10 protein-coding genes and 1 pseudogene are annotated in these 15,516 nt (G+C 74.3%); 6 read left to right on the top strand and 5 right to left on the bottom strand.

Features of this window, described 5'->3' with window-relative positions:
- Positions 1-187: 187 nt before the first annotated feature.
- From ACZ6S5_RS03100 to ACZ6S5_RS03085, 4 genes are all read left to right on the top strand, one after another.
- Positions 188-1,078: a dihydrodipicolinate synthase family protein gene (locus ACZ6S5_RS03100; protein ID WP_465997180.1), complete on the top strand. Its 891-nt coding sequence runs from the start codon at positions 188-190 to the stop codon at positions 1,076-1,078.
- A 237-nt stretch (positions 1,079-1,315) separates the two neighbouring features.
- Complete coding sequence (locus ACZ6S5_RS03095; protein ID WP_465997178.1) at positions 1,316-3,373, top strand: M6 family metalloprotease domain-containing protein; 2,058 nt, start codon at positions 1,316-1,318, stop codon at positions 3,371-3,373.
- A gap of 70 nt (positions 3,374-3,443) precedes the next feature.
- Complete coding sequence (locus ACZ6S5_RS03090) at positions 3,444-3,875, top strand: hypothetical protein (RefSeq protein WP_465997176.1); 432 nt, start codon at positions 3,444-3,446, stop codon at positions 3,873-3,875.
- Positions 3,872-4,471 carry a TlpA family protein disulfide reductase gene (locus ACZ6S5_RS03085; RefSeq protein WP_465997174.1) on the top strand — a complete coding sequence of 200 codons (600 nt, stop codon included), beginning with the start codon at positions 3,872-3,874 and terminating at the stop codon, positions 4,469-4,471. The genes ACZ6S5_RS03090 and ACZ6S5_RS03085 overlap by 4 nt, the downstream gene beginning before the upstream one ends.
- A 12-nt stretch (positions 4,472-4,483) precedes the next feature.
- Here ACZ6S5_RS03085 and ACZ6S5_RS03080 read toward each other — a convergent pair whose 3' ends face one another.
- Both ACZ6S5_RS03080 and ACZ6S5_RS03075 read right to left on the bottom strand, forming a co-directional pair.
- Positions 4,484-5,899: a CoA transferase gene (locus ACZ6S5_RS03080; RefSeq protein WP_465997172.1), complete on the bottom strand. Its 1,416-nt coding sequence runs from the start codon at positions 5,897-5,899 to the stop codon at positions 4,484-4,486.
- Between the two features lie 57 nt (positions 5,900-5,956).
- Positions 5,957-8,203, bottom strand: coding sequence for a transglycosylase domain-containing protein (locus ACZ6S5_RS03075; RefSeq protein ID WP_465997170.1), 2,247 nt, complete (start codon positions 8,201-8,203; stop codon positions 5,957-5,959).
- A gap of 358 nt (positions 8,204-8,561) precedes the next feature.
- Here ACZ6S5_RS03075 and ACZ6S5_RS03070 point away from each other — a divergent pair, with 358 nt between their 5' ends.
- Positions 8,562-9,815, top strand: coding sequence for a glycoside hydrolase family 6 protein (locus ACZ6S5_RS03070; protein ID WP_465997168.1), 1,254 nt, complete (start codon positions 8,562-8,564; stop codon positions 9,813-9,815).
- A gap of 74 nt (positions 9,816-9,889) precedes the next feature.
- On the opposite strand, the gene ACZ6S5_RS03065 is transcribed toward ACZ6S5_RS03070, so the two are convergent.
- Complete coding sequence (locus ACZ6S5_RS03065; protein ID WP_465997166.1) at positions 9,890-10,570, bottom strand: RNA methyltransferase; 681 nt, start codon at positions 10,568-10,570, stop codon at positions 9,890-9,892.
- A 160-nt stretch (positions 10,571-10,730) separates the two neighbouring features.
- On the bottom strand, positions 10,731-11,873 hold the full coding sequence (locus tag ACZ6S5_RS03060; RefSeq protein ID WP_465997164.1) for a hypothetical protein: 1,143 nt from the start codon (positions 11,871-11,873) through the stop codon (positions 10,731-10,733).
- A 156-nt stretch (positions 11,874-12,029) separates the two neighbouring features.
- On the opposite strand from ACZ6S5_RS03060, the pseudogene ACZ6S5_RS03055 reads away from it, so the two are divergent.
- Positions 12,030-12,881: pseudogene (locus ACZ6S5_RS03055) on the top strand (diacylglycerol/lipid kinase family protein); the annotation flags it as partial.
- Here the strand turns inward: ACZ6S5_RS03055 and ACZ6S5_RS03050 are convergent.
- Positions 12,801-15,452 carry an AMP-binding protein gene (locus ACZ6S5_RS03050; RefSeq protein WP_465997162.1) on the bottom strand — a complete coding sequence of 884 codons (2,652 nt, stop codon included), beginning with the start codon at positions 15,450-15,452 and terminating at the stop codon, positions 12,801-12,803. The pseudogene ACZ6S5_RS03055 and the gene ACZ6S5_RS03050 overlap by 81 nt on opposite strands.
- Positions 15,453-15,516: the final 64 nt, after the last annotated feature.

Raw genomic sequence — 15,516 nt, 5'->3', positions numbered from 1 at the left:
ATGTGTGCTGGTAGGGCCGTTGGCCTACCTTCCGATGATGTTGGCGCAGGGCGCAATCCCCCGGGCCGGCATCGCGACACCCGTACCCGGTCCGGCCGCGACGGTTCCGGCATCTGTCGGAAGACCGCGGCCCGCGACCCTCCTAACGTGTGCGGATGCACCGAGGGTCCGAGAAGGGAACACCGTCGTGGCCGCAACCAGGCCCTGGCAGGGCGTCGTCGTCGCCCTCCCCACACCGTTCCGGGCGGACCTCTCGGTCGACCACGACGGGCTGCAGGAGCACGTCCGGTGGCTCGCCGAGGAGGGGTGCCACGGGGTGGCACCCTGCGGCCCGCTGGGGGAGCACCGCACCCTGTCCGACGGCGAACGCGCCGACGTCCTCCGCGCCGTCGTCGAGGCGGCGCCGGCCGGCTGCGCGGTCGTCCCGGACGTCGGCGGGTACGGCAGCCGCCAGGCCCGGCGCTGGGCCGAGCAGGCGGCGGCGCTGGGGGCGCGGGCGGTCCTCGCGCCGCCGCCGGTCGGGTACCCGGCCGGCGCCGCCGAGGTCGTCGCGCACTACCGCGAGGTGGCCGCGGTCGGGCTGCCGGTGGTGGTGTACGACGACCCGGTCGAGTCCAGGGTGGACCTGTCCCCGGAGCTGCTGGCCCGGATCGCCGAGACCGACGGCGTCGTGGCGGTACGCGAGCGCGACGTCCGCCGGCTGCACCGGGTCCGCGACCTGTGTCCCCACCTCGACGTGCTGGTCGGCGCGGACGACCTGCTGCTGGAGCTGACCGTGTGCGGCGCGGCCGGGTGGATCGGCCACAGCGCCAACGCCCTGCCCCGGCTCTGCCTGCGCCTGCACCGGCTGTGCGCGGCCCGCGACCTGGCCGCCGCGCTGCCGCTGTACGCGCAGCTGCACCCGCTGCTCAGTTGGGACTCCCGGCCGGAGGTGGTGCAGGTCGTGAAGCTGGCGATGGGGCTGGCCGGCCGGTACGGCGGGCCGTGTCGGCCGCCGCGGGGCGCGTTGCCGCCGGAGACCGAGGAGCGGGTGTGTCGGGACGTGCGGCGGGCGGTGCGGGCCGGCGTCGACGGCTGAGGTCCCCGGCTCCGTCGGCGTCCTGCACGTGTCGGAAGTCGCCGGTCCACCTGCCGACATCTGCACGGTGACCGCCGCGCCGGCCGGCTCCTAGATTCGGAATCGGGTGTGATCATGCGGGCCGGCGAGCGCGCCCGCAGGGCGACGACACCGGTTCGGCGCGGCCGACGCCGCGTCGCGATCCGGAACCGTCGTCCGATCGCCCCGCCCCTGGCCCCCGACCTGAGAGGTGACTCGATGCACCTTCTGCCCAGCAGGCGCGCGGTGTGGCGCTCGGTGCTGGCCGCCGCGGTCACGACCGTCCTGGTCGCGACCGGTTCCGCCGGACCGGCCGCCGCCGCACCGGGTGACGCGCCGGACGGGACCGCCCCGTTCCAGGTGCTCGACCCGCAGCACTGGCAGAACCCGGACACGATGACCTGGGACGACTACCAGTCGGTTCCGCACAGGAACTGGGCCGACCCGAACGTGCGCGGATCGGTCCGCAACTTCAAGATCGCGTTGGTCACGCTCGACTACTCGGACCAGCCGTTCGTCATCACCAAGCCGGCCGGCTCGTCAGTGTTCGGCAACCCGCAGGCGAGCGCGGCGAACGTGCCCCGGGACCGGGTCGCGAATTTCTACACCGATTTCCTGAACAAGCCGGGCGACCTGAACCGGGGACACACCCTGCACGAGTACTGGATGCAGGACTCCAACGGCCGGTACGGGGTGGACCTGACCGGCTTCGGCCCGTACGAGATGCCGGCGAAGTCCTACCAGTACGGCATCGACAACGGCTTCAACCCCGGCGCCTGCCCGTCCGGGGAGGCCTGCGCGAAGAACATCCGTACCGACGGGCTGGGCGCCTGGCGCGCGGCGGTCGGCGACGCGGTGGCCAACAGCTTCGAACTGGTCTTCATCCTCTCCGCCGGCCAGGACGAGTCCTCGACCTGGCAGGAGTTCGGCCAGATGATGTTCCAGACCAAGGAGGACGTGCCGGACGCCTGGGGGCCGCCGGACCCGGCGCTGCCCAACTACGCGAAGACCCGGTACGTCGAGTGGACGTCCTGGAAGGCGGCCGCCACCATCTGGCCCAACGCGGGCGGCGGCTCGTCCACCCAGGCGGAGAGCTCCGGCATGGGCGTGTACGCGCACGAGCTGAGCCACCTGTTGAGCATCGGGGACAACTACAACAATCCGTACGGCGTCCCGCTGCGCCGCGCGTACACCGGCATCTGGAGCATGATGTCGCGCGGCTCCTTCAACGGCCCGGGCGGACCGCACACCCGGTGGCAGATCCCGCCGGTCAACGGCGGCTCGATGGGCTCGCTGCACACGGTCCGGGACAAGCTGAAGATCGGGCTGCTCGGCGAGGAGCACGTGCTGCGGCTGTCCCGGGAGGCGCTGGCCACCTCCGGCATGGTGGTCGCCGACGTCACCGCCCGCGCGGTGGACGCCGGCCCGGGCGGGCTGACCGGCGTCAACATCGCGATGAACGCGGACCGCTCCCCGGCGTGCAGCGTCACCACCGATCCGCTCTGCGACGGCGGCCGGTACAACAACTACACCGTCGAGGTCGTCGACCGGATGGGCGCGGACTCGTTCACCCCGGACAGCGGCGTGCTGATCAGCAAGACGAAGAACACCGACAGCGCGCCGTTCGTGTGGGTGGTCGACGCCAACCCGCAGGACATCGACATGGTGGACTTCTACCAGCCGAACGGCACCCCGCAGAAGATCACCATGGGTGACTACCGGCAGCTGTCCGACGCGCTGTTCCACGCCGGCGCCAACTCCGGCAGCGAGTACGAGTACGTGGACGAGGCCAACCGGCTGCACTTCTACGTGCTCAACCTCCGCCGCGACGCCGACGGGGTGCTGTCGTACACGGTGGCGGTCCGGTCGCTGGACGGCGCCGGGCCGAGCGAGCACGGCGCGGCCCTGTCCAAGGGTTCCCTGATCACCCGCGGCGAGCCGACCGGCAAGGGCGCGACATGCACCTTCGACCTGACCAACACCGGGACGTACGTGGCCGGTGAGCAGCAGCACCCGGAGGATCCCGGCGCGTACCTGAAGTCGGACGTGTACCGGCTCTCGGCGACCGTCGGCGGCGAGGGCTGGCGGGTGCAGCTGCCGAACGAACTGGCGGCCGCCGAGTTCGGCGCCACCGTCCCGGTCGACGTCTCGGTCGGCGCCGCCGCCGACGCGACCGCGACCACCCTTGTGACGCTCACCGCCACCTCGGAGAGCGACCCGAGCAGGACCGTGACCAGCCAGTGCCGGGTCGAGCGACCCCGGGCGCTGCTCGGCTGAGCCACGGGTACGGCCCGGGGCGGTGCGCGCCACCGCCCCGGGCCACACCCCGACGATCTGGAGGGACAGATTGCGACGCCTGCTGGCAGCGCTGCTGCTGCCGTCGTTGCTCACCGGCGCGCTGACCGCGTGCGGTGACGCCGAGGAGGCCCGGTCGGCGGTGACCGTGCGGGTGCTCGTCCGGGACATCAACATCCGGCCCGAGGGCGTGGAGTGCGCCGGCACCGGCCCGTACACCCACTTCCACAACCGGGCACCGTTCCAGGTGATCGACGCCGCCGGCCGGACGCTCGCCGAGGGCGCGCTGTCGGCGGGCACCTCCGTGGCGACCTTCGCCGAGGACCTGGAGGTGGCGCGCGTCCCGACGTACTGCGAGTTCGCGGTGCCGGTCGAGGTGGCCAGCCGGGACGCCTACCGGCTGGTCGTCGACGGCCATCCGCCGATCCCGCTCACCGCGAACCGTAGCGAGGGGCCCGCGCTGGTCGCGGTGGTGCCCGCATGACCCGTCGACACCTGGTCCGGCTGGCCGCCGCCGCGCTGGCGCTGGCCGGACTGCTCGCCTCGGCCGCCTGTTCCGGCGGCGACGGTACGCCGGACCGGCCCGAGCCGGTGACCGGGGGAGCGGCGGCGTTGCCCGGTCCGGCGCCGGCGGGTCTCGCGCTGCGACCGGCCCCGGCGGGCGCGCCGGGTGCGCCGGCCGTCACGGGACGGCTCACCGACGCCAGCCCGGTCGCCTTCGCCGACCTGTGGGCCGACCGCCCGGTCGTGCTGGTCTTCTTCACCTCGTGGTGCAATCTCTGCGCGCAGCGGCAGGACGCCCTGAGCGGGCTGGCCCGCACCCACCGGGACGGGGTGGTGTTCGTCGGGGTGGCCACCGGGGACAAACCGGCGGACCTGCAGCGCTACCTGCGTGAGCACCGGGTGGAGTACCCCGTCGTGGTCGACGACGACGGCACCGTCGCGCGGTCGTACGCGGTCCGCGAGCCGCCGGCCGTGGTGCTGGTCGCCAAGGGCGGCGCGCTGCTGCGCGGCTGGCCGGGTGGCGTGGACGCCGCCACGCTCGACGACAAGCTGCGGGAGCTGGTGCTGGCCCCCTGACCGGCCCGCCCGTCACCTCGACGTCGGCAGCCAGGTCGGCGGGTCGGCGCCCCACGGGCCCGGCGGGGTCGCCCAGGTGCGCGGCCCGCCGGGCAGCGAGACCGGCGGCAGGGCGTACCGGAGCCGGCCCGACGGGCTGTCCCGCTCGTCGCACCAGGGCGCCGGGTCCGGGGCGGTCGCCGCGCCCGGCGCGGGCGGTACCGGAAGCTCGTGCCGCAGCCACCGCGCGGTACGGGCCAGCGACAGTTCCACCGTCCACGCGCCGCCCCGCCAGGCACGCTCGGCGAGTGCCCGGAGCACCGCCGCGGCCAGCAGGTAGCCGGTGCCGTGGTCGAGGGCCTGGGCCGGCAGCACGCCCGGGTCGCCGTCCGGTCGGCATTCCACCTCGGCGATGCCGGTGGCCGCCTGGACGAGGCTGTCGAAGCCGCGCCGGTGCGCCCACGGGCCGGTCGGGCCCCAGGCGGACAGCCGGGCCACCACCAGGTCGGGCCGGCACCGGCGCAGCGCGTCGGGGGAGAGGCCGAACCGGTCCAGGGCCGCCGGCCGGTAGCCGGTGACCACCACGTCGGCGTCGGCGAGCAGCGCGTCGAAGCGCGCGCGGTCGGCGGGCCGGGCCAGGTCGAGCAGGGTGGACCGCTTGCCGAGGCCGGTGTCCAGGTGCTGTGCCTCGATCTCCGGCAGGCCCGGCGGGTCGACCCGGAGCACGTCGGCGCCGAGCAGCGCCAGGAACCGGGTGGCCACCGGCCCGGCGATCACCCGGGTCAGGTCGAGCACCCGTACCCCGGCGGCGGGCAGCCCGGCCGGCGCGGGCGGCAGCCGGCGGGGTGTCGTCGCGCCGTCGGCTGCCAGCCGGACCAGCGGTTCGGCGGCGACCGCCCCGGCCTGCGGATGGGCGTCCCACCCCGCCGGGGTACGGGCCGCGACGGCGAGGCCACCGGCGGCGTGGACCTGCGCCTCGACGACGGTGGCCGGACGCTCGCGGATCCGCGTGGCCACGGCGTCGACCAGGGCGTCGTCGTCGGTCCCGGTCGGGTCGAGGTCGAGCGCGGCCAGCAGCCGGCGCCGGTGGTGCGGGTAGTTGGCGTGGGTGCGGACCCAGCCGTCGGCGGCCGGCCAGAACCGGGACAGCGGCGCGAACCCGGTGAATGCCCGCCCGTCCACCCGCAGGTGTCGTTCGCTGGTGAAGGCCGTCGCCACGGCCCGGCTGTCCACGGTCAGCGGGCCGGGCGGGTGGTGCCCGCGGACCCGGGACAGCTCCGTCGCGGCCAGTCCGGCGGACGCGACGCAGGCCACCGCCAGGTCGGTGACCGGCAGGCGGGCCGGCAGGGTGGCCGCCGGGCCGGACACGTCCAGCGCGTCGGTGGCCGCCGGGTCGCCGCCCAGCGCCGTCCAGGCCGAGCGGACCGCGTCCGCCGTCGACTGCTCCACGAGCCGATCATGCCACCGGCCGGCGGCCGTCCCCGGTCGGGACGGCCGCCGGAACCGTCAGGCCGGTTTCCTGGTCTTCGACGGCGACAGGGTCGGCGCCGGGCTGAGCGACGGCGACAGGGTCGGCAGCGGAGTCTTCCGGTCGCTCGGGCTGGGGCTCGGGCTGGACGGCGCCGTGCTCGGCGTCGGGCGCGCGGTCGGTGAGGGCGCGGAGGGGGTCGGCGCGGGCGAGGCCGGGGCGGTCGCCGTCGGGGTGTCGTTCGGGAAGGAGGGCTCGCCGAACCGGTACTTGTCCGGGTCGAGCTTCATGGCGGCGGTGGCCTGCTCCATGAACTGCCGCCAGATCGGTCCGGGGCCGGTGGAGCCGTACACGTCGTAGCTGCCATCCTTGGTCTTCAGCGGCTTGCCGTCGGTGGTGCCGAGCCACACGGCGGAGGCCAGCGCGCCGGTCCAGCCGACCATCCAGGTGTGCACGTTCTGGGTGGTGCTCTGCCCCGCCTGCCAGGTGCCGGTCTTGCCCGCGGAGTCCCAGCCGTTGTCCAGCTTGGCCGCCTTCACCCGGCGCAGCGTCCAGTCGAGCTGGTCGATCGCCTCCTTGTCCAGGCCGAGGTCGGTCTCCTTGAGCTGCTCGGTGTAGACCTTCTCGTCGCCCTTGGTGACCGAGCGGACGAAGTGCGCCTCGGCGCGCTTGCCGCCCGCGGCGAAGGTGGCCATCCCGTTGGCGTGGTCCTGCACGCTGATGCCGTACTGGCCGATGCCGACCTCGGTGGAGAACCGCTGCGCGACCTCCTCGGTCGGCTGGTCGCGCAGATCCACCCGCTGCGGCTGCGGGTTGCCCTTGACCGTCTCCCACATCGAGTTGACCCCGGCCCGCTTGGCCATGTCCATGACCTTCGCGATGCCCAGCTTCTCGGTCAGCTCGAAGTAGGTGACGTTCAGCGAGGCGACGGTGGCTTCCCAGAGGGCGCAGTTCGGCTGGCACGGGGCGTGCTCGGCGTTGCGGATCGGGCCGGCCGCGCTGGCCTTGGTCCGCCCGGACTCGGGGAACTCCTTGGTGTCCGGCGAGTCGAAGTGCTGCTTCACGGAGATGTCGTTCTCCACGGCGGCGGCCAGGTCGTACACCTTGAACGACGAGCCCGGCGGGTGCTGGCCGTAGCCGCGGGCCTGCCCCTTCTCGTCGTAGTACCAGCCGGCGTAGTCGGCGCCGCTGTTGCCCCCGTTGCCGCCGTAGTAGCCGAGCACGCGGCCGGTGCCCGGTTCCACCGCGACCAGCGCGGCCTGCCAGTTCTTCGGCTGGTCGCGGACCGCCTCGGGGGCGGTGTCGCGGCGGATGTCGGCGGCGGCTTCGGCGGCGTCCTGGACCCGTTTGTCGATGGTCGTCACGATCTTGTAGCCGCCGTCCCGGATGACCTCGTCCGTCTTGCCCTTGAACTGTTCGGTCTCGCGCAGCTCGCTGAGCACGTGGTTGACCACCAGGCCGGTGGGCCGGTCGAGGCCGGACTGGCCGGCGTTCTTGTCGACCGGCTTCACGTCGTCCGGGTACGCCAGGTTCGCCGCCTCCTCGGGCGTGAGGTACCCCAGCTTCACCATGCCGTCGCGGATGTAGTTCCAGCGGTCGATCGAGTTCTGCTTGGCCTTCGCGTTGCGGGCCGGGTCGTAGCCGGGCGAGCCCTCGGGGTCGTTCGGATCCGCCTCCGGCTGCTTCACCATCGCGCAGAGCACCATCGCCTCGGCCTTGGTGAGCTGCTGGGCCGGCGGGGCGTCCCGGCGCACCGTCTTGCCGAAGTACGTCTGAGCGGCCGCCTCGATCCCGTACGCACCCCGCCCGAACGGGACGGTGTTCAGGTAGAAGCCGAGGATCTCGTCCTTGCCGTACTTGTCGTCCAGCTTCCAGGCGATGACCGCCTCGCGCAGCTTGCGGGAGTAGGTCACCCCGCGCAGGTCGGCGGCGACCCGCGCGTACTGCTGGGTGATGGTCGAGGCACCCTGCCGCTGGCCGCCGGTCAGGTTCGACCAGGCGGCGCGGAGCACGCCGGTGAAGTCCACGCCCTTGTTGGTCCAGAAGGTGCGGTCCTCGGCCGCGACGATCGCCTCCTTGGCGGAGTCGTTCATCTGGTCGTACGGGACGATCGTGCGGTTCTCCGCGCCGAGCTTCGCCATCGGCGTGCGGCCGTCGGCGTAGTAGACGGTGGTCGACTCGGGCAGTTTGAGGTCGGTGGGGGTGGGCACGCTGTCGAAGTAGTAGCCCCCCGCCACCAGGCCGGAGCCGGCCAGCAGTGTGAAGACCGCCAGGAAGATCAGCAAACGGTGGCGGCGACGCTTCCGCCCCGGTACCGGGGCTGTGGAACCGTCCGCGTTGTTGTTGTCACCGGTAGGAAGCACCCGCACCCGATACCCTCCGACTGCTCGGCCGAATCGTGTCCATGCTCGGCCTGCAGGCTAGCGGAGCTGCGCGGACACCGCTCGGGCCCGGCGTCGCCGGGTGTGGCGTTCGTCGCGCCGCCCCGGGCCCACCGGCCGGTCGCGCTCCGTGACCGTCCGGCCCGGGTCGCCCCGTGAAACATCCCGGCAACATTGACAGTCGGCTGTGGACCCGGCACGCTCGGACGAGCTGCGGGAACGCTCCCACACGTCGTTCCCCCCTCTGATCAGGAGCAATGACGTGGCCCTGACCTTCGTCCGACGGCGCGTGGCTGCCGGCCTCGCCACCGTCGCCACCACCCTCGCCGCGGCCGTGCCCGCCACGCCGGCCGGCGCGGCCGTCCGCGACGGCACGACCTTCTACACGCCGCGCCCCGACCACCGGGCGGTGGCGCAGATCGCCGAGCTGACCGCCGCCGGGCAGTACCACCGGGCGGCCCAGCTGGCCGACATGATCCGTACGCCCCAGGCGGTCTGGGTGACCGGCGGCTCCGGGCACTCGCTCACCCAGTCCGTCAAGGCCGAGATGCAGCGGGCCGCCGGCAAGAAGACCGTGCCCGTCCTGGTGGCGTACAACATCCCGTTCCGCGACTGCTCGCAGTACTCGGCGGGCGGCGCCGCCTCGGTCGACGATTACCAGGCGTGGATCGACGCCTTCGCCGCCGGCATCGGCGACCACGAGGCTGTCGTGCTGCTGGAGCCGGACGGGCTGGGCATCATCCCCTGGTACGCCACCATCAACGGCAACCAGGAGTGGTGCCGGCCCGCCGAGGCGGACCCGGCGACCGCCGCCGCCGACCGGTTCGCCATGCTCAACCACGCCGTCGACGCGCTGACCGCGCTGCCCCGCACCAGCGTCTATCTCGACGGCACGCACAGCGCCTGGCTCGGCGTCGGCGACATCGCCGACCGGCTGGTCAAGGCAGGGGTCGGCAGGGCCGACGGCTTCTTCCTCAACGTCTCCAACTACGAGACCACCGAGCGGCAGCTCAAGTTCGGCAACTGGATCTCCCGGTGCGTCCACTACGGCACCGCCGGCCCCGACTGGGCCCGCGGCCACTTCGACTGGTGCGCCAGCCAGTACTACCCGGCCGACCCGGCCGACTTCGGCACCTGGGGCCGCACCGACGCCTGGTACGCGGAGAACGTCGGGGACGTGCCGGCCGACCGCCTCGCCCACTTCGTGGTCGACACCAGCCGCAACGGGCGGGGGCCGTGGACGCCACCAGCCGGCGTGTCCTGGCCCGACCCGCAGACCTGGTGCAACCCGCCGGCGCGGGGCCTGGGCCTGCGTCCCACCACCGCCACCGGTGACCCGCTCGCCGACGCCTTCCTCTGGGTGAAGACGCCCGGCCAGTCCGACGGGCAGTGCGACCGGGGTACCGGCACCGGGCACGACCCGGCCCGGGGCGGCATCGCCGACCCGGCCGCCGGAGCCTGGTTCCCCGAGCAGGCCCTCGAACTGGTCACCTACGCCGATCCGCCGCTGCGCTGACCGGCGCCGGGCGGGGGTGGTCCCGTTGCGGGTCCGCCCCCGTCCCGCGCTTTCCGGCCGCACCCGGGCGCGGCTCAGCGCAGCGCCCACCCACTCGTCCGGCCGTTGCGTGTTCGCCCGCTGGCGTGGTGCACCGGCCAGCGGGCGTTGCCGCCGGCGCGGCCCGTCCAGAACGGTGACAGCCGCCACATGGGCTGCGCGGTCGCGCCGCCCGGGACGGGAAAGGCGTCCCGGTCCAGATAGCCGTGCCGCCGGTACAGGTCGCGGTCGGCCTCGCTGAGCGCCTCCGCGTAGGTGGGCAGGCTCAGCGTGTCCATCCAGCGCTGCGCCCCGGCGAGCACCGCGGCGGCCGGCCGCATCCCGCCCGGCCCGGGGGCGGCCAGCATCGCCAGGTGGTTGTGCGGCTCGGTGGGGCGTCGTGCGGCGAGCGCCCGGCCGAACCGGAGGAACCGCTCCGGGTCCGCCCCGTACGCCTCGCCGAGGCGGTCGACGTAGCGGGCCGGGCGCGGGATCGGCCGGTACCGGTGGAACCAGACGGTCGCCGCGGTGCCGTCCCGCAGCAGGAACGCGTCGCCGAAGAGCAGCGCGTGCTCCACCCAGATACGGGCCACGGCGGCGAGGACGGTGGGTCGGCGTCGGTCGTCCGGGACGAGCCAGGCGCCGAGGGGGGTCGGGGCGAGGGTGTCGCTGACGAGGTCGACGATCCGGTCGGTGTCGCACCACCGGGCCCGGACGACAGGCATGCTCACGCTCATGGGAACTCCTGGTCGGGTCGCGATCGGGTAGGTCGGAAGGACCGCCGGCGGGGGCGCGGGTTCTCCGCGGGGCCGGCGCGGGCCATCAGGGGCCGTCAGGCAGGCAGGTACGCGGAGCAGCCGGTGCCGTCCGCGGTGGCGGAACGGACCGGCTCGTCGCTCAGGCGGGTCGGGTGCCCGGTCGGGGCGCGCGCGACGGGTGGGCGTCGTCGCCGGAGTCGCGGCGCGGGAGTCCGGACTGGGCGGACGGCGTCCAGTCACGGGCGGAGGCGTCGGCCAGCTCGCCGTGCCCGCTCGTGGTGGAGCCCGCGCCGGTCGTGCCCGGGGCGGGCGGCGCGGGGGTGTGGGCGAGATCCGAGCGCAGCGGCGGGGTGTGGCGCGGCCCGCCCGACCGGGAGAGCTGTCGGTCGTGCGGCGCGGCGCTCCACCCTGCCGGGGAGGCGCCGGCGTGGTCCGTGACGGTGGCCACGACCGGATCGGAGTCCACAACCGGCCGGTCCGGGGAAACCACGGCGTCCGGCGTGCTCGCGGTCGGGGGTGCGGTCTCCGGCGCCGGGGTGGGAGCCGGGGGGTCGGTGTGCGGGGTCGGCGCCGCTGGCCCCGGGTGCGGCGGTCCCGGCACCGGGTCGTGCGGGTCGGACACCGGGTCGGCCCGGTCACGCACCGGCTTCGGCCCGTCCGACACCGGCCCCGCGATCGGACCGGGCGGCCCGGCCACCGGGCGCGGCCCGTCGGCCACGGGTGGCCGGACGGGTGGTTGGACGTCGCCGCGGATCGGGTCGGTCACCGGACCCGGTGCGTCACCGGTCGGGCCCGGCACGCCGGTCCCGACCGGGCCGGCGCCGGGTCGCGGCGCGTCGGTGGCCGGACCCTGTGTCGGCACGGCGCGGGCGGGCCGCGTGGTCGGAAGAGGGGAGTCGCCCAGGGACGTCGGCGCCCCGGGTCGGCCGGTCGCGGTCGGAGGGCAGTCCACCGCGGTGTCCTGCGCGGGTCGCTGCCGAGACGGGGCGGTGCCGGTGACGGATACCGGCCGATCCGTGGTCGGCCGGGTCGACGGCGCCGGGGCGCGGTCGCCGGTCGCCGGGGCGGACGGGTCGGGATCGGTGGCCGACCCGGACCCGAGCAACGGGCCGAGCGCGTCGGTGACCAGCTGCAGGGTGTCGCGGATCGGGGTGGGCCGGTCGGCGGCGTACGCGGCGCCGGCGGTGGCGATCTCGTGGGCACTCCATGCCACGGCGACCCCGCCGAGCAGCAGCACGAGGCGCAGCGTGACTCGCGTCAGTCGCCCGCCGCCTCGAGTCATCCCGGCACCCCCCGATCGTCGGCCAGTGCCGACGATCAACGCTGCGTACTCTACCGAAAGCGGTCGGCCGATTACACCCTGCGGCTGATCGAAACCGGCCGGCGTCGGAAACCGGACAGGCATGGGTGCTGCGCCGTTCGGGTACCACCCTCGGCCATGAGGACGAGCACGGCCGACCACCCCGTCGACGCCCCCGCGAAGCCGGCCGGCGTCGTCGCGGTCGTCGCCCATCGGAAGAAGACCCTCGGCGGCGGGCTCGACGAGCTGCGGGCCGGCCTGGTCGCCGCCGGGGTCGGGAAGCTCCTCTGGTACGAGGTGCCGAAGAGCCGCAAGGCGCCGAAGAAGCTGCGCAAGGCGCTCGGCAAGGGGGCCGAGCTGGTCCTCGTCTGGGGCGGCGACGGGATGGTGCAGCGCTGCGCCGACACGCTGGCCGGCTCGGACGTGCCGATGGGCATCCTGCCCGCCGGGACTGCCAACCTCTTCGCCAGCAACCTCGGCATCCCGGCCGACCTGCCCGAGGCGCTCCGGATCGCACTGCACGGCCGGCGGCGCAAGCTGGACCTGGGTCGGCTCAACGGGGAGCACTTCGCGGTGATGGCCGGCGCGGGCTTCGACGGCGACCTCATTCGGGACGCCGACCGCAAGCTCAAGGGCCGGCTGGGCCGGGTGGCGTACGTCTGGACCGGGCTGCGGCACGTCCGGGGCGAGTGCGTGCCTACCCGGATCCGGGTGGACGGCGCCGACTGGTTCGACGGCGAGGCGAGCTGCGTGCTCTTCGGCAACGTCGGCACGATCACCGGCGGCATCCCCGCCTTCGACGACGCCCGCCCCGACGACGGCGCCCTGGAAATCGGCGTCTCCACCGCCAGCGGCGCCATCGACTGGGCCCGCACACTGGGCCGGATGGCCGCCGGCCACTCCGAGGACTCACCGTTCGTGCGCATCACCCGCGGTCGCAAGGTCCGGGTGCGCTTCGCCGCCCCGAAGACGTACGAGCTGGACGGGGGCGCGCGGTCCAGGGCGAAGCGGCTCAAGGTGAAGGTCGTTCCCGGCGGGCTCACAGTCTGCTGCCCCGACTGACCGGCGTGTCGACAGCCGCCGGGTCAACCGCCGCGCCCCTTCCGCGCAACCGATTCCGACGACGAGGGACGTGACCAGAGCCAGCCACCGGGACCACGGCCCCACCACCGACAGCACCTGCCAGTGGGTCAGGTAGATGAACAGGGAGCTGCTGGCCACCGTGGCGGCCACCCGGTTGACCACGGGTCGGCCTGGTAGCCAGGGCACCCAGACGAGCAGGGCGAACCCGGCGACCACGAACGCCTCCCGGTACGGCTGCCCGAAGAGTCCGGGCACGGTGAGCGCGGCGGTGGCGGTGACCGCCACCCGCTGCGCGGTCCGGCTCGCCCGGGCGGCGGCCCAGCCCAGCGCGAAGAGCCAGCCGACCGTCAACGCGTCGGGCACGTGCCCGACGCTGGCGAGGCCAGGCAGGTCGTAGCGGGTGACCAGGCCGAGACCGGCGAGGACCAGCGGCAGCCCGAACGGGTACCGGCGTTCGATCCGGTCGACCGCCGGCACCGCGATCAGCGCGGTGCCGGCGAGCAGGATGTACACCAGCGCCTCGAGGAACCAGAACTGCCACTCGGTCGCCCCGTCGTGCGGGCCGAGGATGCTGTTGAGCAGCAGCACGTTGGTCAGCGTGTAGTCGCCGGTGAGCGCACCGGCCAGGGTGATCCAGACCACCGCTGGCAGGACGAGGCGGCCGGTGCCGCGCAGGGCCGCGCGTACCCGTGCCGGTCGGGGCGCGGCGGTGAGCTGGAAGCGGGCGAAGTTGAACCCGGCGACGGCGAGCAGCAGGTGCGCCCCGCCCTTGACGGTGAAGACCGGGATATGTGAGCCGACGATGGCGACGATCGCCAGCGCCCGCAGCGCCACGCTGGTCTCCAGCGTCCGCCGCCGGTTCGCCCGGACCGGCTCCGGCCGGGCCAGCTCCCGGATCGGCCTGGTGGGCCAGTCGGTGGGCAGGTCGCCGAGGAGTTCTTCCAGCCGGACGGAGGCCGCCACGTAGGACAGTGAGTCTCCGCCCAGGTCCACGAAGCTCTGGTCCGGGTGCACCTCGGGCTGGTCGAGCAGTTCGGCGTAGAGCCGGCAGAGCTGGTCGGTGCCGGTCGTGGTGGGCGTCGGCGCGGCCGGTGGCGGGGCGTCGAGGGCGTGCGCCGCGGCCCGGTCGGGCTTGCCGTTGGCCAGTCGGGGCAGCTCGGCCAGCACGTGCGCGCGGACCACGCGGGTCGGTAGCCCGGCCGCCTCGGCAGCCAGCCGCCGCACCCGCTCGGGGTGGTGGCCGCCGGCCGCGGCCACGATCAGCTCCCGGTCCGTGCCGACGCAGTACGCCTCGACGCCTGAGCGCAGTAGCCGCTCCTCGACGCGGCGCGGGTCGACCCGCAGGCCGAAGATCTTCACGAATCCCGCGACCCGGCCGACGATCTCGTAGAGACCGTCCGGTCCGCGCCGGGCCACGTCCCCGGTCTGCAGGTCGGTGACGGTGCGGCCGAGCGCCAGGTCGGCGGTGTGCTCGGCGTAGCCGAGCATGACGTTCGGCCCGGTGTAGACCAGCTCGCCGGTGTCCGGCTCCGGGTGGTCGGCCAGGGGACGCAACTGGAAGGACCCGCCGGGGATCGGCACGCCGACCGCCTCCGGTCGCCGCTCGGCCAGCTCCGGCGGCAGGTACGCCATCCGGGCGGTGGCCTCGGTCTGGCCGTACATGACGAAGAACCGCCAGCCGTGGCGGCGGCCGAGGGCGGCGTACCGGACCACCCGTTCCGGGTCGAGCCGGCCACCGGCCTGGGTGACATGACGCAGGTGCGGCAGTCGCATCCGGTCGAAGCCGACCCGGTCCAGCAGGTCGAAGGTGTACGGCACGCCGGCCAGGCTGGTGCCGCCCTGGGCCCGGAACAGCTCCCAGAAGCGGTGATCGGCGACCGAGAACCCGGTGAGGATCAGCGCCGCCCCGCGCAGCAGGTGGCTGTTCACCACCGAAAGTCCGTAGCAGTAGTGCGGCGGCAGGGTGGTGGCGGCCCGGTCGGTGCTGCGGATGTCCAGGTACGTGGCGATGGACTCGGCGTTGGCCTGGAGGTTGGCCGAGGACAGCCGGACCAGTTTGGGGGAGCCGGTCGTCCCGGAGGTGCTGAGCAGCAGGGCCAGCTCTGGGTGCAGCTCGTGGCGGGTGCCGGGGCGGCGTTCGTCCACGACGAGCGCCCCGTCGACCCGCCGGATCACCACGTCGGGGTCGTACGCCCGGACCAGCTCGTCCACTGCGGCGGCGGAGTCGCCGGGCACGAGCAGCAGCGGGTGCCCGCCGGCCAACGCCGCCAGGTACGCGACCAGCTCCTCGACCCGGTTCGCGCCGGTGAGCAGCACCAGCCGGCGTTCCGGACCGAGTCGGGCGGCCAGCGCGTCGACCCGCTCGGCCAGCTCGGCGTAGCTGAACCGGCCATCGGCGGTGATCAGTGCCGGGCGGTCGCCGTGTCCGGCCAGGGCGCGGACGAACGGCACCGGCGCGGTGTGGGCGTGCAGGCGCATGGCAACAGGTTAGGGGAGCCTCACCTAATATTTTGGTGGGGGTGGGTTGCTTCGATCGTGATGA

The organism is Micromonospora sp. NPDC051924 (assembly GCF_055586005.1).
This window is presented reverse-complemented; position numbering and strand designations above follow the sequence as displayed.